The 22,911-nt window shown below is 61.5% G+C and carries 12 protein-coding genes; 8 read left to right on the top strand and 4 right to left on the bottom strand.

The genetic code is table 11. The features are described from left to right. The first annotated feature begins 204 nt into the window (after positions 1–204). The 5 genes from NDO48_RS15670 (at position 205) to NDO48_RS15650 (ending at position 6,000) form a co-directional block, all read left to right on the top strand. Complete coding sequence (locus NDO48_RS15670; protein ID WP_157632927.1) at positions 205–1,731, top strand: hypothetical protein; 1,527 nt, start codon at positions 205–207, stop codon at positions 1,729–1,731. 424 nt (positions 1,732–2,155) lie between these two features. Then, the gene (locus NDO48_RS15665; RefSeq protein ID WP_198292917.1) at positions 2,156–3,157 is read left to right on the top strand and encodes a glycosyltransferase; all 1,002 of its coding nucleotides are present in this window, start codon (positions 2,156–2,158) and stop codon (positions 3,155–3,157) included. 179 nt (positions 3,158–3,336) lie between these two features. Continuing rightward, on the top strand, positions 3,337–3,798 hold the full coding sequence (locus NDO48_RS15660) for a hypothetical protein (protein ID WP_157632928.1): 462 nt from the start codon (positions 3,337–3,339) through the stop codon (positions 3,796–3,798). A gap of 16 nt (positions 3,799–3,814) precedes the next feature. After that, positions 3,815–4,801, top strand: a complete 987-nt coding sequence (locus tag NDO48_RS15655; protein WP_267321766.1) for a polysaccharide deacetylase family protein — start codon at positions 3,815–3,817, stop codon at positions 4,799–4,801. Further along, positions 4,798–6,000, top strand: coding sequence for a glycosyltransferase (locus tag NDO48_RS15650; RefSeq protein ID WP_267321765.1), 1,203 nt, complete (start codon positions 4,798–4,800; stop codon positions 5,998–6,000). The genes NDO48_RS15655 and NDO48_RS15650 overlap by 4 nt, the downstream gene beginning before the upstream one ends. Positions 6,001–6,459: 459 nt before the next feature. On the opposite strand, the gene NDO48_RS15645 is transcribed toward NDO48_RS15650, so the two are convergent. Continuing rightward, on the bottom strand, positions 6,460–6,687 hold the full coding sequence (locus tag NDO48_RS15645; protein ID WP_018430827.1) for a hypothetical protein: 228 nt from the start codon (positions 6,685–6,687) through the stop codon (positions 6,460–6,462). Between the two features lie 163 nt (positions 6,688–6,850). Next, the gene (locus NDO48_RS15640; RefSeq protein WP_267321764.1) at positions 6,851–13,342 is read right to left on the bottom strand and encodes a type I polyketide synthase; all 6,492 of its coding nucleotides are present in this window, start codon (positions 13,340–13,342) and stop codon (positions 6,851–6,853) included. A gap of 326 nt (positions 13,343–13,668) precedes the next feature. On the opposite strand from NDO48_RS15640, the gene NDO48_RS15635 reads away from it, so the two are divergent. Together NDO48_RS15635 and NDO48_RS15630 are read left to right on the top strand one after the other, a co-directional pair. Continuing rightward, the gene (locus NDO48_RS15635; RefSeq protein ID WP_267321763.1) at positions 13,669–18,309 is read left to right on the top strand and encodes a MupA/Atu3671 family FMN-dependent luciferase-like monooxygenase; all 4,641 of its coding nucleotides are present in this window, start codon (positions 13,669–13,671) and stop codon (positions 18,307–18,309) included. A gap of 59 nt (positions 18,310–18,368) precedes the next feature. Further along, a complete protein-coding gene (locus tag NDO48_RS15630) occupies positions 18,369–18,965 on the top strand; it encodes a 4'-phosphopantetheinyl transferase family protein (RefSeq protein ID WP_157632929.1) in 597 nt (198 codons plus the stop codon). 22 nt (positions 18,966–18,987) lie between these two features. Here NDO48_RS15630 and NDO48_RS15625 read toward each other — a convergent pair whose 3' ends face one another. Together NDO48_RS15625 and rfbA are read right to left on the bottom strand one after the other, a co-directional pair. Beyond that, a complete protein-coding gene (locus NDO48_RS15625; protein ID WP_018430831.1) occupies positions 18,988–20,412 on the bottom strand; it encodes an undecaprenyl-phosphate glucose phosphotransferase in 1,425 nt (474 codons plus the stop codon). 466 nt (positions 20,413–20,878) lie between these two features. Next, positions 20,879–21,754 (bottom strand): glucose-1-phosphate thymidylyltransferase RfbA, encoded by an 876-nt coding sequence (gene rfbA, locus NDO48_RS15620; protein ID WP_018430832.1) that lies wholly within the window; start codon positions 21,752–21,754, stop codon positions 20,879–20,881. Between the two features lie 318 nt (positions 21,755–22,072). On the opposite strand from rfbA, the gene NDO48_RS15615 reads away from it, so the two are divergent. Further along, positions 22,073–22,873 carry a WecB/TagA/CpsF family glycosyltransferase gene (locus NDO48_RS15615; RefSeq protein ID WP_267321762.1) on the top strand — a complete coding sequence of 267 codons (801 nt, stop codon included), beginning with the start codon at positions 22,073–22,075 and terminating at the stop codon, positions 22,871–22,873. The last annotated feature ends 38 nt before the right edge of the window (positions 22,874–22,911 follow it).

Here is a 22,911-nt window from a genome sequence, read left to right as displayed (position 1 = left end):
GGCTTTCAGTGCGACCTAATATTCGCTTGAAGATAAGGCAGCTATCGTTACTGTAAATTTCGTTGCTGTTGAGCCGTGGATGTGGATCGACGATCTATTTCGTACGGCTTGGGTCACGCCTCTTGTCTAGGCGTGTGCGATGATCGGCACGGTGCCCTGGTGGCAGTTCATGGGAAAGGATCGCTCTTGAATAGGCGCACACTCTTGCAACTGTTGTCCTCCGTTGCCCTGTGGCCGGCGGCCTTGCCAGCCTGGGCGCAGGCGGGAGGCGGCGAGCCATTGCCGCTCGGTCTCAATCTGGCCGGCTTTGCATATTGGTCGACGGAACATCCCTTTTCCAACTTGGCCCTTGGCGCGGCGAACTGGCGATTGCAGAAGGATGGCGCGTCGTTCACCTGGGACGATCCCCTGCCACCCATGACCGACGATGGTTACCCGACGATCGTTCCCAAGGGGACGACCATCGAGAGCTTTCTGATTTTCACGCCGCGGCGTTCGCATCTGCCAGTGCAGATGTCGCTGCTATATGACGGCAAGGGTCGCATCGGCTACCTCAGCGGCGCGGAGCTCGAAACCCGGTCGCCGGGTCGCGACGAGGTCAGAAATCTGCGCAACGGCGGTCCGTTCTCTGTGCGTCTTCTGGAAACCGATCCGAAGGATCCGGTGCGCAACATTCGTCTCTATCCGCGCGACAAGCAGCCCGAGGGTACCTTCCGGCCGGAATTCCTCCAGCGTCTTGGCGGGATGCAGGCGCTGCGCTTCATGGATTGGATGGAGACCAACAATTCGGCCGTGAGCAATTGGGACGAGCGGCCGAAAAAGGCCCGCTTCACGCAGGCTGATGGAGGAGTGGCGCTCGAATACATGATCGAGCTGGCCAGCACCGCCAAGGCGGCGCCGTGGTTCACCATTCCCCACCTTGCCGACGACGACTACGTCACCCGCTGCGCAACGCTGGTCAAGGAGACGCTCGCTCCGGAGCTGCCTGTTTATGTCGAGTATTCGAACGAGGTTTGGAACGGGCAGTTCAAGCAGGCCGAGTACGCGCGCCAGCGCGGGCTTGCCCTTGGGCTGTCGGGCAACGACTTTGAAGCCCAGTTGCGCTTCTATGCGCAACGGTCGTCCGAGGTGATCGCCATCTGGAAAAAGGTGTTTGCGGACCAGGCCGAGCGGGTGCGGGGCGTGCTGGCCGCGCAATACGCAAACGACTGGACCAGCGAGACCATCCTGTCCTGGAAAGACGCCGCGGCAGGCGCCTATGCTCTTGCGATCGCCCCCTATTTTGGCGTTTCGCTTGGATCTCCGGAGCAGGCGAGTGAGATCTCCGGGTGGTCGCTGGACCGGCTGTTTGAAGCTCTCGGCAGTGAAATCGACGGCGAAAATCGGACATTTGTCGAAAAGCAGGCCGCGCTTGCCAAGCGCCATGGTGTCAAGCTGATCGCCTACGAGGGCGGGCAGCACCTGGTTGGCCATGCGGGGGCCGAGAACAATGACAAGCTGACAGGCCTGTTCCAGGCCGCCAATCGCGACCCCAGAATGGGCGAGCTATATCTGCGGCACCTCGCACATTGGCAGGCGTCCGGCGGTGGCCTGTATGTGCTCTTCAATTCGATGGGAGAGTACACGAAATGGGGCAGTTGGGGCCTTCTTGAGACGGAAGGCGTTCCCAACGCGAAATGGGATGCTGTTCAGAGTCTGCTGGCCAATGCGGGAAAGCCTAGCGGAGAATAGGCGCAACCGGCGCCTTGCTGCTTGGAACGGCCGAGCTTTGCGCGGCGCAATCCGCCTGCCGCGCGAAATATGCGTAGATCGAATATGAGATCGCTGCCGCAGCGACGATGGGCCAGACAAGGCAGAGCAGAAGCCCGATCAGCCTGGCGAAATCCCAGCTAGGCGAACTCTCCTCGCCTTCCATAAAAGTCAGCACAGCAGCATATATGGCTGGAATCATATACGCTGATATAAACACAACTGCGAACAAGTAACTCATGATCGAACCGGCTACATCTCGTTCAACGCACGCAACGGAAGCAGGCAAGCAGTCTTTAACAATTCATTAATGTTAAAATACATTAATTTTCGCATTGTAGCCAGAGCTTAAAAAGGTGCCGGCAATTTGAGCGCGTCGTGCTGGACGGGCAGGGATGGGGGACGAGTGACCACGAGCGGACAACCAGCAGAATCGGGGCGCATCGGCGTCGTGGTCATTGGCCGCAATGAAGGCCAACGGCTGGTCGACTGCCTGAATTCGATCGGCTCGGCGCTTGCTCTCACGGTCTATGTCGACTCCGGATCGAGCGACGGCAGCGTCGCTGCCGCCGAGCGCATGGGGGCGACAGTGCTCTCACTGGACATGTCCGTTCCGTTTACCGCCGCGCGCGCCCGCAACGCCGGCTTCGAGCGGCTGTCGGCCCTCGATCCCAACCTGAGCTTCGTCCAGTTTATCGATGGCGACTGCCAGTTGCGGCCCGACTGGATCGGAAAGGCCAGCCTCTTCCTGCAAGAGCGCGCGGATGTGGCGCTTGTCTGCGGGCGCAGGCGCGAGCGATTTCCCGAGCGATCCGTCTACAATGCGCTCTGCGACCGGGAGTGGGACGCGCCGGTCGGCGAAATACTCGAGAGCGGCGGCGATTTTCTCATCCGAGCCGATGCTTTCCGGCAGGTTGGCGGCTTTTCCCCGGCGCTGATTGCCGGCGAAGAGCCGGAACTGTGCGTTCGACTGAGGGAAAAGGGCTGGAAGATCTGGCGTGTCGGAGAAGAGATGACCTGGCACGATGCCAACATCACACGCATCGGTCAGTGGTGGCGACGCAACGTCCGGGCCGGGCATGCCTTTGCCGAGGTTTCGCAGCTTCATCGCGGTTCATCCTTCGGCATCTGGCAGCGAAGCGTGGCAAGGGCCATGTTCTGGGGAGGCGCGTTGCCTGGAATTGCCCTGGTTGGCAGTTTGGTTTCGCCGATAGCGCTTGCCCTGTTGGGGCTATATCCGCTTCAGATCGCACGCATTGCCCGCAGGGCCGATGGTGACGATGCGACGACCAAATGGGTGGCTGCAGCTTTCGGCATGCTTGGCAAGTTTCCGGAATTGCAGGGCGTCGTCCAGTTCCACCTCAACCGGTATCTCAGGCGCCGCCAGCTCATCATAGAATACAAGTAACCGTCTGAAGCGGACACTGGCGGGGCGCTCGGATTGGCGGCGGCCGGTCATGCAATTGGCAACACCCTCAAATTTGCCTGATCCAAAGTTGTTTTTATCGTCATGGCTGCACTATAGTCGGATGGCATCAGGCGGCATGAGCGGTCCGATAATCTTCGAAACCGGCGTTCCAGACTTGGTTGGACGCCAAGCTTATCGTTTCCGAACAGCGGGGGACGGCAGTGGCGTTTCTAGTCGGCCTGAAGTTGCGGGGACCGGATCGCGATCGTCAAACCGATGCGCGGCGTTTTGCTGAACTTCAAACCTCGTTCGATCACGTGTCGGCGGCAATAGAGGCGGAGAGGAGCGGCTTGCATCGCCGTTACGAAGCGGCGACCGTCGATGCTGCGTTCCTTGCCGAAGCCATGGAAAACGATGAGGCGGGAGGCGGATCGTCGAGCCGGATGGATGGCCTCGCCGCAACGATTTCCGGCTATCACCGTCGCGTCGAGGAACTGAGGCGCCAGCAAGCTCTGGTCGATGAACTGCGCGTCGTCGTCGCGAACTTCACCGCGCCGAAACCGCAGGCCGTGGACGATGCGTCGGCGGGCCAGGCAGGCCTTGGCCGCGACGGCCAATTCGGCCCAGGTAATTCGCGCTGATGGGTGGCATCGCTTGATGAAGGCATTGATCAGGAGCGCTCTGGCGGAGCTTGCGGCGACGGCTGGAGTGTTGCGCTATGCCGAGCGCTCTTTGCGTAACACGCTGACTGTGTTGTGCTATCACCGGGTTCTGCCGGAGGAGCAGCGCAAGGCATATCACGATCCGGATCTCGTGGTAACGCCGGAGGTGTTTCGCGCCCACTGTCGACTGCTTGCGGAGCGCTACACGGTCGAGCGGCTGGATGTTGCACTTTCGAAGTGGCAGAGCGGCGACAGGCCGGCGCGGCCGCTTGCGGCGATCACCTTCGACGACGGCTACCGTGACAACTTTCGCTATGCAGCGCCGATCCTCAATGAATTTGGCCTGCGGGGGACCTTCTATGTCATTGCCGGCCTCGTCGATAGCGAGGAGCTGCCCTGGTACGATACGATGGGGGCTGCCTGGCGCATGTTGGCGACGGCGGATGAGCCGACAGCCAAACAGGTGCTTGCCGAGGCCAAGGGGCTTTCCCCGCAGGAGAGGGCAGCCTGGGTTGAACGTCTGCGCAGCCGCGCCGGTGAACTCCCCATCGTCGATGACGACCACATCATGACGTCGGCCCAGGTCAGGGCCCTTGCCGATGCTGGTCACGAGATTGGCTCGCACACGATGACCCACCCGTTGCTGCCTCAATGCGATGACGCCACCCTGGCGATCGAGATCGCCAGGTCTCGAAGAATTCTGGCCGATCTTTGCGGCCGAGAGATTGTCGGCCTCTGCTATCCGAACGGGGACAGCGACGATCGCGTTCACCGCGAAGTGGTGGCGGCGGGCTACGGCTACGCGACGTCGATGCAGCCCGGGACGAACGAACCGCCGACATTCGATAAATTGCGAGTAAGGCGCTGGTTCATAAACCAGGATCGGCTTGCCGCCCGCGACGGGAGCGCATCGGACGCCCTTCTTCGCATGGAATTGAGCGGCGTGTCGCAACGGCTGTTTGCAAGGAAAAGGGCAGCATGAGAGTAGCCTACCTCGCCAGCCGCTATCCGGCCTTGAGCCACACATTCATCACCAACGAAATCCTTGGCGTGGAAGCCCTCGGCGTGAAGGTGCTGCGCTTTTCGGTTCGGCAGGCCAAGCCTGGCGATATTCTTGGCGATGTCGCCGCGGCCGAGGCCGCCAAGACGCGCTGGCTCGTTCCACCGCCGATCCTTGCCATAGTCAAAGCCTTTCTGTGGGCTCTGCTGACGCGGCCATTGCGGCTGTTTTCGGCGCTGTTCGATGCCGTTGTTACGCCGCCCGGCACCAAGCAGAAGCTCAAATGGCTGGCCTATGCGGGCGAAGCGGTTCTGTTGGCATGGTGGATGGTGCGCGACGGCGCCCACCACCTGCATTGCCACTTCGGCAATTCTGGATCCAATACGGCAGCGATAGCGGCCAGGCTTGCCGGCATTCCATTCAGCATCACCTTCCACGGTATCGATCTCGACGAGCCGGAAATCTTTCGTCATGCCGACAAGCTGCGCGACTGTGCTTTTGCCGTCTGTATCAGCGACTTCGGCAAGGCCCAGCTCTTGCGCAGCAGCGCTGAAGCCTTTGACGACAAGGTGCATGTCGTCCGCTGCGGCTACCTTGTGCCCGATGAAGATGATCTGGCACCGCTGCCGCATGCGAACCGGATGGTGTGCGTTGCACGTCTTTCGGAGGAAAAGGGCCATCGTGTCCTGCTCGAAGCGCTTCAGATGCTGCGCATGAGAGGGCGGGCATTTCATTGCACGCTTGTTGGCGGAGGCCCGTTGGCGGCGGAGATTGCAGCGCAGATCGAGCAGTCCCAGCTCAACGATGTGGTGACCATGGCAGGTGCGCGCGCGCCCAGCGAAGTCTCGGGCTTCGTGCAGCGGGCGGACATGGCGGTGCTGGCAAGTTTTGGCGAGGGCATTCCCATGGCGCTTATCGAAGCGCTGTCGATGCGCCGTCCGGTCGTCGCGACGTCGGTGGGCGGTATTCCTGAACTCGTCCGCGACGGCGAAAATGGCCGTCTCGTACCTTCAGGCGATCCTGTCGCGCTTGCCGATGCGATCGACGCCATGCTTGCCGATTACGATGCCTTGCAGGTGATGGGAAATACCGGGCGAGGGGTGGTGCTTGCCAACCATGATCCCAAGCTTGCGGCAAGGCGCATGCGGGATCTCTTCGCGGCTTCGGCTGGTGCCGAATGATCCGTCGGGGCTAGCTCGAAAGTACTACGCACCGGTCGATCCTGGCGCTGAAGTGTACATCGAAGAAGCCGGTATGGGTGACTTCGCGGCATCTCGGAATCTGAATCCAGGCAGAGTCTTTCGGGGTGCCTAGCGCAAGATGTGTGCCTCGCTCATGCTTGGCTCTTCAAATATTCGGCATTAGACATATTACGTTATATGTAGAGCATGATCAAATATGCTTACGCGGGTTCACTCCGGAAAATATATTGGTTAATAATAGGTTATCGGGGTTTTTTGGGTACAGGGTAAACCGAATGTTGACGAGAGCGTCCGCGCCCGCAGCAAAATTGCTGCCGGCAGCCATAGCATCGTTTGTCTTCACTTATGTTTGGTGGGTGGCTTTGATATATGTGGCTGGCAAGCCGATCTGGTTCTGGTGAACTGGCGGCCGCGAGCGTCAAGGAAATTTGCTTAGTGTCAGCGCCTTGTTGCCTGCACAACGGATGCACCGAAAAGGTATCCGGTGTTGAGCGCTGCCATGTAGCCAAACCAAATCGCCAGCTTGAACCAGCTTAGTTCGTCCTGAGCGACCCAGATCGCGAAGACCAGAGCCGTACAGGCGACCGCAACAGGGATCACCCACACCACAGTGGTCCTGCGGCCTATGAAAAATCCTACGACAAAAAGCGCCAAGGCGATAAGCACGCTGTGTCCCCTGGGGAGCGATCAAATACGGAAGTAACAGGCGAAAATCTGTACAGACTGATTCGATAACGCTTCCGCAACTTCAATAGCGTCTGCCAATGTCGCTGGCTAGCGTTACCAATTCCTAAACACAGTCCTAATTCGACCGCGGCAGAAGGGGGGACTATTCTGCGGCAAGTCGGCTGGGAGCATCCTGCCTGGGAGTGCGGATGCTCGTACGTAGGCGATTGGAAAGCACGCGCACGAAGGGCTCGAGCACCATGCTGTCGTGGTCGCCTGGAACTTCAATGACTGTAAGGTCGGCGATCAACGGCGTCCAGCCATTGTCGTCGAGCAAGATCGTTCGTCCTTCCTGAAGCCTGCGTCCGCCGCTCAGGCGATACAGCACGACACCCTTGGGCCGGAACAATGTGACCGGACCAGCGTAAGGTTGGACGTCGTAGAGCTCCAAAGCCTGGCGGAATGCCGTTTCGATCTTCTGATTGTGGAAGTTCTCCGCCGAGACGTGCTGCTGGGCAGCATCGCGGCGCTGAGCCTTTTCCTGTTCCCACCGGATGCGGTTGCGGATCCAGTTGGTGAAGAACGCGCCACGTTCGCGCTGCAGGTCCTGCAGCTTCATGCTGGCCTTGTCCAAAGCCGAAAGCGGCGGCTGGGTGGGCAAGGGCGTATCGAGCATCACCAGTTGCGCGACTTCTTCGCCGTCGGCGGTCAGCTGGCGCGCGATTTCGTAAGCGGTCAGGCCACCGCCCGAAAATCCACCCAGAAGGTAGGGGCCCTGTGGCTGGATCGTGCGGATTTCCGCGAGGCAGGCGCTCGCCATCTCCTCGAAGGTCTCATGCGGCTCCTGGTCGCCGTAGAGGCCACGGGCCTGCAGTCCGTAGACCGGCCGGTCTGCGCCGATATGCAGAGCGAGGTGGCGCAGGTTGAGAATGTTGCCGAACATACCGGCGCAGATGAAGAACGGCGTCGCGCCAGGGTTCTGTCCGGGATGCATTGCCACGAGATGGGTGGTCGCAGCCTTCACCTTCTGGTCCGCGACGGCACCGGTGCTCTTGGCCTCGGCTGCATCTGGGCGCTGCGCGGCAATCAGCTCGGCGCACTGCGCGATCGTCGGCGCTTCGAACAACACCGAAATCGGGAAGTCCAGCCCGTATTCCTTCTTGATCATCCTGAACAGCCGGACGGCGATCAGGGAGTGGCCACCGATATCGAAAAAGTTGTCGTGAATGCCGATTTGCTCGACGCCGAGCAATTCACGCCAGAAGCCGACGAGCGTCTGTTCGACCTCGTTGCGCGGAGCGACATAGTCGCTGTCGAGGGCCGGGCGTTCGAACAATGCGCCGGCCGTGGGACCGGCGGCGACGCGCGAGGCTTGCTCGCGCAGCAGTTTGAGGTCCATCGAACTGACGATGGCCTGTGGCCTGCCGGCTGACAGCACCCGCGTCAGCGCCTCGAAGCCTTCGGACGGCAGAATGCCTTGCCTGACCTGCGCGGCCAGCTGCAGCATCGCCGGTGATGGCTGTGCCTGATCCCGTCCCGAGGCATTGGCCCCGGTTTCGTGGGCAGGGCGCACCGATGCGAAACTCACATCGTCATCCAGCCGCTTGATCAGAAAGCGTTCGATCTCGGCGACCACGTCGCCATCCGGTGTGGCGATGGTGATGTCGAAAGCAGCATAGCCGTCGCCGAATTCGGTGCTGTCGACCAGCCGAGCCCAGCTCATCACGTGGTCGGGCAGGTGGCGGAACAGCTTGATGCGTCCATACGAGGCCGGCGCCCAGAGCACGTCTGCCGGGTCGTAGCCCTCAATCAGCTCCATCGCAAATCCGGTGGCAATGTCCAGCAGGGCCGGATGCAGCAGCACACCAGCTTCCAGGTCGTTGTGGTACATAGCCGGAAGCTCGAGCTCGGCCAGAGCCTCGGCGTCCCCAAGGGCCAGCGACTGGAGCACCCGCCAACGGGGGCCAAACCGCAAATGTTGTTCCTGCGCGGTGCGCATGGCTTCGCCCGCAGGTGCGACACGCTTTTCGGCGCAGCGCCGGGCAATGGCCTCGGCATCCAGCGGCTTGGGAACCGCGCGGGCGCGATATCTGAGGATCGCTTCGGCGTGCTTCTGGAAGCCGGCGTCGGCGTCGCCGGAGACGCTGGCAACGACGACAACGCGATAGCCGTCGTCGACGGGTTCCAGCCGGACGCGGATCTTCTTCGTCTTGCCGTCGTCGACATCGAGCGGACGCAGGAATGCCAGGTCTTCGATCTGGCTTTCGAATGCCAGTCCGTATTCGTTGATCGCCTGCGCGATCAGCTCGATGTAGCCGGTGCCGGGCAGGATGGACTGGCCGGAGATCAGGCGATGCTCATCGAGCATCCAGTGATCTTTCGGGCCGAGCTCGGCTTCGAGCCAGGTGATGCCGGAAGCGTCCTCGACCCAGCGCTGGAAGAATGACCCAATGGTCTTTGACTGCGGGGAGGTCGTCTCGGCCTTGTTTTCGACAAGACCCATGGCCCGCGCGGCCAGTCCGACCTCGTTCCATACGCCCCAATGCAGGGCGACCGTCTTCCGGTCCTGCCGCGATGCGGCACTTTCAGCGTAAGCGTTGAGATAGGCGTTGGCAGCGACGTAGTCGACCTGGCCAGCGGGAGCCGTATCGGTACTGGTCGATGAAAACAGGACGAAGAGGTCAAGCTTCGTATCGGCCAACAGCTCGTCCAGAACTGCCGTGCCGTGCAGTTTCGGGCCAAGCACTATCTCGGCGCTCTCCAGCGTTTTCATCTGGATCAGTTCGTCGTTCACCACGCCGGCGGCGTGAAAAACACCGTTGATCTCGCCGAATTCCGCTCGCGCGGCTGTCAGCGCCGCGGCCATCTCGTCGGGATTGCTGACGTCAGCGCTTAGATACAGGACTTGCGCGCCCTTGGCTTCAAAGGCCTCGATGGCCTCCAGGGCCCGCCGCCGGCGGTCGCTCGATGGCAGCATCTTGCGGTAGGCATCCCATCGGCTTCGTGGCGGCAGCGCCGCGCGCCCGATCAGCACCAGCCGAGCCTGATAGTGCTCTGCAAGGTTGCCGGCGATCGCCAGGGCAAGATCGCCGAGGCCGCCGGTGAAGAGATAGACCCCGTGCTGTCGTAGGCCCGAGTTTCCGTCCGCAGGCGCAAGCGACAACTTGTCATAACCGCGGAGCCAGCGCTGGCCATTGCGATAGGCGACCACTTCCGTCGCCGGCTCGGAAAGGATGTCTTCCCAAAGTTGGTCTATCGCCGGTCGCGGCATGTCGACCGGCTTGCCGCCGAACAAGGTCGAGAGCACGCCCGAGGCCGCCGGCTTTGCAGTTGCGGCGTCGCGCAGGTCGATATCGATCAACCTGACGCTGGCGCCTGCCATTTCCTTGGGGATCGTCAGGCCCGGCCCCAGGATCGTGGCCTTCTCGGGATATGGAACTGCTTCCTCGCCGACCCGCTGCATGCCGTTCGTGACCAGGGTGAACTGCATATCGCCTGTCATGGCGGCATCGCCGAGCGCCTGGGCAAGATAAAGCAGACTGTAGAAGCCGCATTCCTGGTTGCGGTGGAAGAAGCTCGAGCCCGGCCGGAACGTCTCTTTCTGAGTGAGCAGCCAAAGATGCACGATCCGCGAGGGCACTGCGCCATCAGCCTGCAGGCCGCTCAGCAGCGCGTCGTAGCCGGGGCGCCCATCCTCGGGGCAGATCACGTATTCATCGGCACTGCGCTTGGCGAAAGTGTCGCCAGCCAGGACAGTTACGACCCGGTGCCCGCGGTGCCGCAGTCTTGCGGCGATCTCCGCGCCGACGCCCGCGTCGTCGAGGAAAAGCAGCCAGGACCTCACGTCCTTTTCCGCGCCGGCTGCATAGTCCGGCAGCGACCGTTTCCAGATCGGCACGTAGCCCCAATCCGCCATGTCGGGCAGCTTGATGATCGGCGCGGCATCCACGCCCGTGGCCCCGGATGAGACGACGGGATCGAGGAAATAGTGCTTGTGCTGGAACGGATAGGTCGGGAGCGTGACGCGGCGGGGCTCGCGCTGTGCCCACAGCTTGTCGAGGTCGACCTTAAGCCCTGTCGCCCAGGCGCGCCCGACCGCAGCCAGGAAATGCAGCTGCTCGTCCCATGCCTCCTCAGGGTGGGGCAGGCTGTTGATGACCTGGTTCGCGTCGATGCTTCCTTGCGCCTTGGTAAGAGAAGAAAGCGCGCGGCTAGGACCGACCTCGATGTAGACGCGGTTGCGGTCGGCCGCGAGCGTTGCCAGGCCTTTGGCGAACTGCACCGTCGAACGCAAATGCCTGACCCAATAGGCCGGATCGGTTGCATCCCGGTCGGCGAGTATCTCGCCGTTGCCGTTGGAGATGATCGGAATGGTCGGGGCACGCAGGTCGATGCTGCGCAGGAAGGCCTCGAAGCGCCCGAGGATCGGGTCGAGCATGCGCGAATGCGCGGCAATGTTGATCGTTATGCGCGTCGCATCGATGCCGTCTGCTTCCAGCGCCTGCTTGAAATGGTCGAGGTCCTCGTCTCGGCCGGAAACGACGCAAAGTTCCGGCGCATTGATCGACGCAATGTCGAGCTCGGCCGGCAGTCGTTCCTTCAATGCATCAGGGCTCAGCGGGACGCTCAGCATGCCGCCGGGTTCGACCGTATCGAAGAGCTCGCCGCGCAGCCTGACCAGCCTGACGACGTCGCGGTAACTCATCACCCCAGATAGGCATGCGGCCGCATTCTCACCCATCGAATGGCCGATGAGGGCAACGGGCTTGACGCCCCATTTCATCCAGAGCCGCGCCAAGGCGATCTCGACGATCAGGATTGCCGGCAGTTGCACCGAAGGACGCAGGAATGTTTCAGCGCCGCTTTGGGATGCGGCTGCGTCGCCCAACCATACCGCCCGGATTTCCGCCGCCGCGGTTGCCTCGAGATAGCCGAGGCCCTCGTCGACTGTGGCCCGGAAGAAGGCGTCCCGTTCATACAGCTGCCGCGCCATGCCGGCATGCTGGGCGCCGCCTCCGGGAAGCAGGAAAACCGCGCCTGAGGGTGATTCCAGGGCTGAGTGGGTGAAAGCGCGCTTGAGATCTGGCTGGGTGAGGGCCGCCACCGCGTCCGCCCTGCCGCGGATGGCCACGATCCGCCTGTGCTCGAAATGCTTGCGGCCGGCGTGAAGCGTGTAGGCGGTGTCGTCGAGCGCCAGTTCGGCATCGTTGCCGAGCGCGTCCCCAAGCCGCTGGGCGGCATCATCGAGCGCCTTGCGCTGCTTGGCGGCCAGGATGAGCACGGTCGGCTCATCGTCAGCCGCCTTCGGGCGCCCGCCGGCATTGGCTGTCCTGGGGGCCTGTTCGACGATGGCGTGGGCGTTGGTGCCGCCGACGCCGAGTGAGTTCACGCCGGCACGGCGCAATCCGCCGCCGGTGCTTGGCCACTCGGTCAGCCTGTCGTTGACGATGAACGGGCTCTTGGCGAAGTCGATTGCCGGATTGGGCTTCTCGAAGCCCAGCGTCGGCGGAATTTCGGCGTTCTTGACCGCAAGGGTCGCTTTGATGAGGCTGACGACGCCAGCGGCAGTGTCGAGATGGCCGATATTCGACTTCACCGAACCTACGCGGCAGAAACCGGTCTTGGCGGTGCTCTGGCGGAATGCCTGGGTCAGTGCTTCGATCTCGATCGGATCGCCGAGATAAGTGCCCGTGCCGTGGCATTCGATGTACTGGACAGTTTCGGCCGAAACGCCAGCCAGTCCCTGTGCCTCGATGATAGCCTCGGCCTGTCCAGTGACGCTGGGAGCCAGATAACCCGCCTTGGAGCCGCCGTCATTGTTGATGGCAGTGCCCTTGATGACACCGTGAATGATGTCGTTGTCGGCAAGTGCATCCGACAGCCGCCGCAGGACGACAACGCCGGCGCCGCTGCCGAATACGGTACCGGCTGCGCGGTGATCGAAGGCGCGGCAGTGCCCGTCGGGCGAGAGGATTTCTCCTTCCTGGAACATGTAGCCACGCCGATGCGGCAGCTCTATCGTCACGCCGCCGGCCAGAGCCATGTCACATTCGCCGCTGAGCAGGCTTTGGCAGGCATAGTGGACGGCAACGAGCGAGGTTGAGCACGCCGTCTGCACGTTCACGCTCGGACCGCGAAGATCGAAGCTGAACGAGGCGCGCGTGGCCAGGAAGTCCTTGTCATTGCCCGTGTGCCGCAACAGGAACATGCCGACCTGGTCGACGAGTTGGCGGTTGCTGCAGACGTTGAAGTAGAAATAGCTGCCCATGCCGCAGCCTGCGAAGACGCCAACGGGGCCGGAATTGGAGTCGGGCGTGTGGCCTGCATCCTCCATGGCTTCCCAGGCGCATTCGAGGAAATGGCGGTGCTGCGGGTCCATGATGGCCGCTTCCTTGGGGCTCAGCCCGAAGAAATCGGCATCGAACATTTCCATGTCGGGCAGTTCGGCGGTGCGGCGCACGTAATTGGGATGATGCATGCGGTCGGCCGCTTCGCCAGCCTTGAGCAATTCATCCTCGGACAGATTGCGGATCGACTCCACCCCGCCGCGCAGGTTCTGCCAGAACTCGTGCACGTTGCGGGCGCCCGGCACACGCAGGGCCATCCCAACTATCGCAATATCGTTTGGAGAATTCTGATCCGTGTCGTCGACCATATCCGCTCTGCTGCCGGGCAGTTCGGCTGCCCCACCCTTCCACCAGCGGCACCAGCAGCTCGCGAGCAGCCGCTTCTATCCCAAGTTGTTTCTAGTTCTTCGAACTTAAGCTGTCACGAATTCATTTATGACATATGCAAACTTGGTTACGAACCAATGTCGGCACATCCGTGGCCACGGGCGGCTTCTCCGTCGGCGATCGGCGAGGCGTCATCGCCCGGAGCCTCCCGTGGAAACCATACCAGCAAAACTTGGCTTGATCTTTGTTTAATATTGGGAGGCTAATGTGAGCTTCCAAAAACAGTAGGGGCTGGGACCGACGATCCATGGCTAAGCTAAACTGTGTGTTGATTGGCGACGAGTCGCTGCTAGTGCAGTGCGCTGAGATGTTGCGCGCGCGGGACCATGCGATCACAGCGATCGTGACCGGCCGGGCGAGCGTCCGCGACTGGGCCGAGGCCCAAGGCATCGCCGTGGTCGAATGGAGTGCTGACCTGTCGGCACAACTGGCGGCGGTAGACTACGACTGGTTGTTCTCTGTCGCCAACCTTCGCATGATTCCGGATGCTGTCTGGCAACGGGCCAAGCAGGGCGCGATCAATTTCCACGATGGCCCGCTCCCGGAATTCGCCGGACTGAATACGCCCTCGTGGGCGATCATCGAAGGCGCCGCAACGCACGGGGTGACCTGGCATGCCATTACCGCGGGCATCGATGAGGGCGACGTCTATGCGCGCGCTAGTTTCGATGTCAGCGAAGACGAAACCGTCCTGACGCTCAATTCCAAGTGTTTCGAAGCCGGCATCGCAACTTTCGGCGATCTGCTCGATCAGATCGAGCGCGGCACGCTTGCGCCGCAACATCAGGATTTCAGCACGAGGCGCTATTTCGGCCGGTACTTGCGGCCGGATGCGGCTGCGACGTTGCGTTTCGAACGGCCCGCCGCTGAACTTTCGCGCCTGGTCCGGGGTCTCAGTTTCGGCGACGGCTATGCCAATCCGCTGGTGACGTCGAAAGTCCGCGCCGAAGGCAAGGTTTTTTCGGTGACAAGGCTGGAAGTGACCGACGAGCCCGGTGGCGCGAGACCTGGCAGCGTGCTCGCCCTGGGCGAACGCGGCGCACTGGTGGCCACTGCCGACAACCAGGTGTGGATCGATGGCGAACTGCGGCACAGAACGGGCAAGACCGGACTGGCGTCGCTGTTGAAGGTTGGCGCAAGTCTGCCCCTTATCGATGAAGCGGATGCGCGTGACCTGTCGGCCATCGTGGCCGAGATCGTTCCGCACGAAGGCTTCTTCAGCCGGGCCCTGGCTGCGGCCGGCGACATCGACTTGCCGGACGTGAAGTCCGGTCAGGAGAACGAGCCGGATCTGCAAAAGATCGCGCTTGATATGCCGCGCAATGTCACCGGGGACGACAGGATCGTCCTGATCGGTGCGTTCCTGCACCGCTTGTCGGGACAGCAGACCTTTACGCTGGCATATGCCAATGATGACCTCGCAGCGCTTCAGGCGAAATATGCCGGCTATTTCGCAGCAGCCGTGCCGCTGCGCATCGAGGCCGGCGACGGCATAGATCTCACGCATTTCGCGGATGCCGTGCACCAGTCCCTGCAGCAGCTGCGGAAGCGCCGCACCCATCTTCGGGATCTTGCAGATCGGTCACCAGTCATAGCCGAATTGAGCAGTTCGTTTGGCATTTTGGAAACTGCCGGTGCCGAACAGGCCGCATCCATCGAAGGCTGTGCACTGACGTTTGTGTTGGAAGGCCATGATGGCCAGGCATTCGCGCTCTACGACCGCAATCGCGTCGCAGACCTGCAGGTCGGCGATTATGTGAAGCGTCTCAATATCCTGGCGGCCGCATTTGCCGCTGGCACAGAACACATTGCCGACCTGCCGCTTCTGTCCAAGGAAGAGGAGCAGCGCGTTCTTTACGATCTGAACCAGTCCGAACGTGATTATGAACGTAGCGCCTGCGTCCATGAACTCATCGAGCGCCAGGTCGATCTTACGCCGGATGCTGTCGCACTTGCCTATCGCGACCAGTCGCTGACCTACAGGCAGATGGACGAGCGTGCGAACAGCATCGCGCGGGCTCTCGTCGAGATGGGCGTCGGGCCCGATATGCCGGTAGGCCTCTGCGTCGGCCGCTCGATAGACCTGGTGGTGGGTGCGTTGGCAATCCAGAAAGCGGGCGGCGCCTACTTGCCGCTCGATCCCGATTTCCCCGCCGATCGCCTGTCGTTCATGGTCGAAGACAGTGGCATCAAGGTTGTGCTGGCCGATCGGGCCCATGCGTCCTCGCCGTCATTGGCCGGCGCCAAGGTTCTCTGTGTCGAGGATGTCCTGGCGCGCCGGCAGTCGACGTCCCGGGTGAAGGGTGGCGCGACCTCGGCCAATCTTGCCTATGTGATCTACACGTCAGGGTCCACCGGCCGCCCGAAAGGCGTGATGGTCGAGCATCGGAACGTGGTGAACTTCTTCGCGGGAATGGATGAGCGCGTCGAGGTCGGCAGCCAAGGGCAGCCCGTATGGCTCGCCGTTACCAGCCTGTCTTTCGACATCTCGGTTCTCGAGCTTTTCTGGACGCTGACGCGCGGCTTCAAGGTTGTGGTCTATTCCGGTGAAGCACAGCGGGGCAGGGAAGCTCCGATCCTGCGCACTGCAGGGCAGGGTGCCATCGATTTCGGGCTGTTCTACTGGGGCAATGACGACGGTGCCGGTCCGGCCAAGTACCGGTTGCTGCTCGAGGGCGCCAAGTTTGCCGACGAACATGGCTTCCAATCCGTGTGGACGCCGGAACGGCATTTCCACGCCTTTGGCGGCCCTTATCCCAATCCGGCGGTAACAGGCGCTGCGGTTGCAGCGGTTACCAAGCAACTGTCGATCAGGGCAGGCAGCTGCGTGTTGCCGCTGCACCATCCTGCCCGCGTCGTCGAAGAATGGGCTGTGATCGACAATCTCAGCAACGGCCGCGCCGCGCTCGCCTTTGCGTCGGGCTGGATGCCGGAAGATTTCATCTTGCGGCCGGAGAACGCCCCGCCAAACAACAAGGCGAGCATGATCCGCGACATCGAGACGGTTCGCCGGCTGTGGCGCGGCGAAAGCGTCGACTTCGAATTCGGCAAGGGCAAGGTCAGTGTGGTCACCCAGCCGCGACCGGTCCAGAAGGAGCTGCCGATCTGGCTGACGACGGCCGGCAACCCCGAGACATATCGCGAGGCCGCACGCCTGGGCGCCAACGTGCTGACCCATCTGCTGGGCCAGTCGATCGACGAGGTTGCCGAAAAGATCAAGATCTACCGCGAGACGCTGGTTGAGGTCGGGCGCAATCCTGCCGACTATACGGTCACCCTCATGCTGCACACTTTGCTGGGCGAGGACCGTGAAGAGGTGAGGCGGCAGGCGCGCGGTCCGATGAAGGACTATCTGCGCAGCGCTGCCGCGCTGATCAAGCAGTATGCCTGGGCGTTTCCCGCGTTCAAGAAGCCGCAAGGCGTCACCCAGCCAATGGACATCGACCTCCAGTCGCTCGATGCGGAGGAACTCGATGCCATCCTCGAATTCGCCTTCCTGCGCTACTTCGAGGATAGCGGGCTGTTCGGCACGGTAGACGACGCGCGCCAGCGCATCGAGCAGGTCGCCGCCGCAGGCGTCGACGACATTGCTTGCCTCATCGATTTTGGTGTGCCGAGCGAACTGGTCATGGAGCGCCTGGTGCCGTTGGCGCAGGTCGTGGCGCAGGTGCGCGGTTCAGCCGATCTGGAGCCGGCTACGGAATGGGATGGTGGTTTCGCGACAGAGATCCGCCGACATGGCGTGACACATCTGCAGTGCACCCCCTCTATGGCCAGCATGTTCCTCATGGGCGATGAGGACAGGCGCGCCCTTGGCGGCGTTCAGCATCTCTACATCGGGGGCGAAGCGCTGCAGGGTGCCCTTCTGGCTGAACTGGCCAAGGTATCCGAGGCCACAGTCGAGAATATGTACGGTCCGACCGAGACGACCATCTGGTCATCGACGCTGACCGCGCAGAAGACCGAGGGCGTCGTGCCACTGGGACGTCCGATCGCCAATACGCAGCTTTACGTTCTGGACCGGGCTCGACGCCCGGTGCCGCCGGGGCTGCCCGGCGAGCTTTATATCGGCGGCGACGGCGTGACCCGCGGCTACCTGCACCGGGACGAATTGACGGCGGAGCGTTTCCTGCCGAACCCCTTCATGGCCGGGCGTATCTATCGCACCGGCGATCTGGTTCGTCTCGGTGCCGACGGTACACTGCACTTCCTCGGCCGGGCGGATTTCCAGGTCAAGGTCCGCGGCTATCGCATCGAGCTCGGTGAGATCGAAGCCCGCATCGGTTCTTATCCAGGTGTGCGCGAGGCCGTTGTCGTGGCACGCGAGGATCGGGCCAACGACGTCCGTATCGTCGCTTACATCCGCGCGCCTGGGGTGACGATCGATGAGAGGGGCTTGCGTGCCCACATAGCCGAGGTGCTGCCCGATTACATGGTGCCGGCGCATTTTGTGACGCTCGAGGCATTTCCGCTCACGCCCAACGCCAAGGTCGACCGCAATCGCCTGCCCAAGCCGGAGGAAGTCCGCAGCGTGCCGGCTGCACATGAATATGTGGCGCCGAGCGACAACACCCAGATCGAGATCGCCGAAGCATTCCGGCGTGCCTTGGGGCTCGAGCGCGTCGGGCTGCATGACAGCTTCTTCGCGCTCGGGGGGCACTCGCTTCTCGCGGTGCAGGTGCATCGAGAGCTCAGGAGCAAGGTCGCGCCCGAGCTTACGATCACGGACCTGTTCAGGTTCCCGACGGTGTCGGGCCTGGCAGCCCACATCGCCGACCGGGGTAAGGCAGATGAACGGCTGAGCCGCGTCGCCGATCGGGCCGCCATGCGACGCAATGCGCTTGGCGATCGCCGGGCCGGATTGGTGCGCTCTCGCGACACGGGATGAGCCTGCTTGAAGGCATATTCGGGCCTGATGTCGCAACATCCGAGGGCAATCTTGGAGACATGGCAGCCGACCTCCTGCCGGAGGAGGCTGTTCATCTCACGCGTATGGTCGCGTCGCGCCGTATCGAATTCGCTGCGGGGCGGATGTGCGCCCGCGCGGCGATGCGGAGGCTGGGCCTGCCGTCACTGCCTGTTCTCCACGGCGAGGACCGGGCGCCGATCTGGCCCGACGGGGTGGTCGGCAGCATAAGCCACAGCGGAACGAAGTGCGTGGCTGCGGTCGCACTGGTTGCGCAAGGCTATCGCGCCATCGGGCTCGATATCGAACTGGCGGAGCCATTGCCGCCCGAGCTTTGGTCCGAAATCTGCAGCAGACGCGAACTGCAATGGCTGCTGAGGCAGGACCCACAGTCCAGAGGCGTGCTGGCCAAGACGATCTTCAGTGCCAAGGAATGTGCCTACAAGGCACAATTCCCCATCTCGCGGTCGCTCTTCGGCTTCGAGACGCTGGGTATCGCACTCGACCTGGATGAGGGCAGCTTCGACATCGTGTTCGAGCATGCCGTCGCGCCGTTTGCCGCTGGCCACCGCATGCACGGGCGCTTCCGTATCTCGGATGGGATGATCGTCTGCGGAATGGTTCTTAAGGACACCTGAACTGACGTGGCCCGCGCTGCGATCAGTATCCGGTCTTCGAACTGAGCATTTCCGGGAAGGTCCGCAGCACAATCTGGATATCGAGCCAGAAGGACCAGTTGTGGATGTACCACAGGTCGTGGTTCACCCGTTCTTCCATGCTGAGCACTGTTGGCGTTTCACCGCGATGACCGTTGATCTGTGCCCAGCCGGTCAGGCCGGGGCGCACGTGGCGGCGATAGGCATATTTGGCAATCAGCTTGTCATACTGGTTGTCATGGGCGACCGCATGGGGTCGGGGGCCGACGACAGACATGTCGCCCCTAAGCACGTTCAGGAACTGGGGCAGTTCGTCGATGCTTGTCGACCGCAGCAGAGCGCCAACCCTGGTTACGCGCTGGTCGCCGCGGCTGGCTTGCCGGATCTCTTCCCCGTCCTCCATTACGGTCATGGTCCTGAATTTCAGGATGCGGAAGGCATTGTCGCCATAGCCCTTGCGTCGTTGCGTGAAGAATATCGGGCCACGGGTGTCCAGCTTGATGGCAATCGACACCAGGATGAGCATCGGCGACAGCATGATCAGTGCGGTTGCGGCAAAGGCGATGTCGAAGCTGCGTTTCAAGGCGCGTTCGAATATCGTCAGTGGACGCCGCTGCACCTGGATGGCTGCCTTGTCGCCCATCTGGCGTACAGGCTTGGAAACAATGTCCGCCGCGAAATCATCCAGGATAAGCTTCGCCGGCAGGGGGAGCGCGCGCAGTTCCATCAAGACCGGCTTCAGCGTGGCGAGGTTGGTTCCGTGACCTATCACCAGGACTTCATCGATGTCGAAGGATCGGGCGCCATCCAGCGCATCGCCGATCAGGCGCGTGGCCGAACCTTCGTCGCAGAAGCGTACGACGTGGGATATCGACAGCCCGTACCGGGCGATCTGACCTTGCAGCGGTTCGATCGCATAGGTCTTGCTGCAGACGACCAGCGCTCGCCTTATCTGGAACAGGCCGTGATCCAGTGCGATTCGCAGCTCATTGCGCCAGATGATGCGGCTCGTCACCAGCGAAAACAGGGAGAACCCGGCAAAGACAATCATCGAACCGCGTGACAGCAACTCGCCGATCTTCAAGAAAAAGATCACGGCCGCCAGGAAGGCGAAGATGCTGATGCTGACTATCACGAGAAAAGGCAATTGCCTGCCGAGAGAGACCAGCTCCGACGGCTTGTATTTCCCACCTGCGGTCACCACCAAGGCAAAGATGACGGCATAGACCAGCCCTACGCCAAGATACTCGGATGGCGCGTAAAACGCGCCGAATGCGATCTGATGATAGACGAAACCTGCCACAAGGCTGGAACCCACGATGAGGCAAATATCGATGGCGGCCGCGACAAAGGCTATCGCCTCGTAGTTGAGCCGGAAGGGGAGCCTTGCGCGGATATCCACGCTAGTCGGCTTCTCGGGTATCGACATCCTAGCCTCGTCGCCTGGATATATTGATTAACATGTCGTTAAAGACATGAGCAAGCGTCGAAGCAACATCGCGAAACGATGTCATGGCCGGCGGTACATCGCGATGTTTAACTGATTTATTTTCGTAGCCGACAAAATTTACACTCCCCCGCCCTCACAGGTGATCACTTTTCGCGTGATGAATATTCGAACGGAAGCGGCAGTCGCGGTTGGCGGGATCGAAGATGGCGATGTCGAGTCGGTTTCCGTATCTACTTTCCCTTCTGTGTCACTACACTTTGCATACAACTTCTCGTTTACTGAAAGCTGCAAGCCATCTGCGGTAATTCCATGCACCCATAACGCGCATTTGTGGCCAAGAGTTGCGCAGCCGGGGTGAAATTCTATTGCCAGCGAAAATGGGCTGCGCCGAAGCGGGGCGCGGAGACACAGCGCGACGATGCTCGTCTCTCGGCAGGGCCAATCGCTACAAGAGTTCGGCCATCCGCTTGCGCAGGTACTGCGCATACTCGTTCTTGCCGAGCCGCTCGGCACGTTCCAGTACGCGATGCGGATCGACCCATCCCATCTCTGCCCCGATCTCTTCCGGGCATGCGATCTTGATGCCTTGGCGCCTCTCGATCGTGCGCACGAAAGATGAGGCCTCGTCGAGGCTGTCTACGGTGCCTGTGTCGAGCCAGGCATAGCCGCGCCCCAGCTGGTAGACCTGCAGGTCGCCACGCTCGAGATAGGCGTTGTTGACGTCGGTGATTTCCAGTTCGCCGCGTGCCGACGGGCGGATCGAGCGGGCTATGTCGACCACGTTATTGTCGTAGAAATACAGGCCGGTGACCGCCCAGTTGGATTTGGGCTCGACCGGCTTTTCCTCGATCGTAAACGCTCGTCCGGTGGCCTTGTCGAAGCTGACGACGCCGTAACGCTGGGGGTCGTCGACCTGATAGGCGAACACCGACGCGCCACTCGTGTTTGCAGCGGCCTGGCGGCAGATGTCCGACAAGCCGCCGCCAAAGAAGATGTTGTCGCCGAGGATCATTGCGACGCTGCCGTCGCCGATGAAGTCGCGTCCGATGATGAAGGCTTCCGCCAGGCCGCGCGGTTCGGCCTGTTCCGCATAAGAGAGACGGATTCCGAAATCGCCGCCGTCGCCGAGCAGTGCGCGGAAGCCGGGCAGGTCTCGCGGTGTCGAGATCACAAGAATGTCATTTATCCCTGCGAGCATGAGCACGCTGAGCGGATAATAGATCATGGGCTTGTCGTAGATCGGCAGCATCTGCTTGGATACGGCCAGAGTCAGCGGATAAAGACGTGTCCCGCTTCCTCCTGAAAGAATGATACCCTTCATCAGCTCAATCTCTGCGGTCACAAGTCTTGGATCGACATAGAGGAGGCTAGTCGATCCAATATAAGGATCCAAGGATATAGTTGCCTGTAGGTTAACAGGGCAGGCACCGAATGCAGACGCTGAGCGGCTTGCGACTTCCCAATAGACATCCGGCCGAACCCGGTCGATCGTCGATGGCGCTTGGGACGACCCACCCTCGGCACCCACGTTAACGCTAGCTAAGTTAAGAACTTGTTTACTTTAGCGGCAACGCTACAATCACAACATGCATCAAAATCGACCTGAGTGTGTAGCGTGTTGAGTTCATAGGGGGACATTGTGCTTGTCCGGGAGGAAGTGATAGTTCGCCGCGAACATGGATGCGCTGGTGGAAGAGACCGTTTTCTCGGGACGCCGTTTGATTCAGTCGGTTTCCAGCAGGCGATAGACCTGCTCGAGGCGACAAAAGCAGACACCACTTTCCGCTATGTCGTCACGCCCAACGTCGATCACGTAGTCAGGCTGGAGAAAACTCGGCAACTCGCCGAGTGCTATGATGCGGCGTGGCTTTCGCTTTGCGACAGCAAGCCGATCTCTATGATGGCGAAGGTCCTGTCGCTGGAAATTCCCCAGGTGACGGGGTCCGACCTGACAGTGGCCCTGTTCGACAAAGTCATCGGCGATACGGACAAGGTCGCGATCATCGCTGCCAACGACACGCTCGTGGATGATCTCAAGCGCACCTTTCCACGGATGTCGTTGCGTACCTTCGTACCACCTATAGGCCTCCTGGGCGACAAGGATGGAATGAGGCGCTGCGTCGAATTCGCGGCGCAGGGCGATGAGCAGTTCATTTTCATTGCGGTCGGTTCGCCGCAATCGGAGCGAATTGCCTTTGAGTTGTCGCGACATCCCAAGTCCCACGGCGTGGCGCTTTGCGTCGGCGCGTCGCTGGAGTTCATTGTCGGTGCCAAAAAGCGCGCGCCGTCGTGGATGCGGAATGCCGGGTTGGAATGGCTGCACCGGCTTTCCAGCGAGCCGCGCCGTCTGTGGCGGCGCTATGTCTACTCGGTGGTGCCGTTGATGCGGCTGTTTGCCAACGAATGCTGGACGCGCCGCCTGCGCGCGCGCTCTCAATGATGGATCGTAAGCTCCGGGCATGGCGACTTGGTCGCGGC

Origin of the sequence: Aminobacter sp. MET-1 (assembly GCF_026521175.1) — a bacterium.
Classification (GTDB): domain Bacteria; phylum Pseudomonadota; class Alphaproteobacteria; order Rhizobiales; family Rhizobiaceae; genus Aminobacter.
The sequence above is the reverse complement of the archived record's forward strand: the minus strand, read 5'-3'. Positions and strand labels throughout refer to the sequence as shown.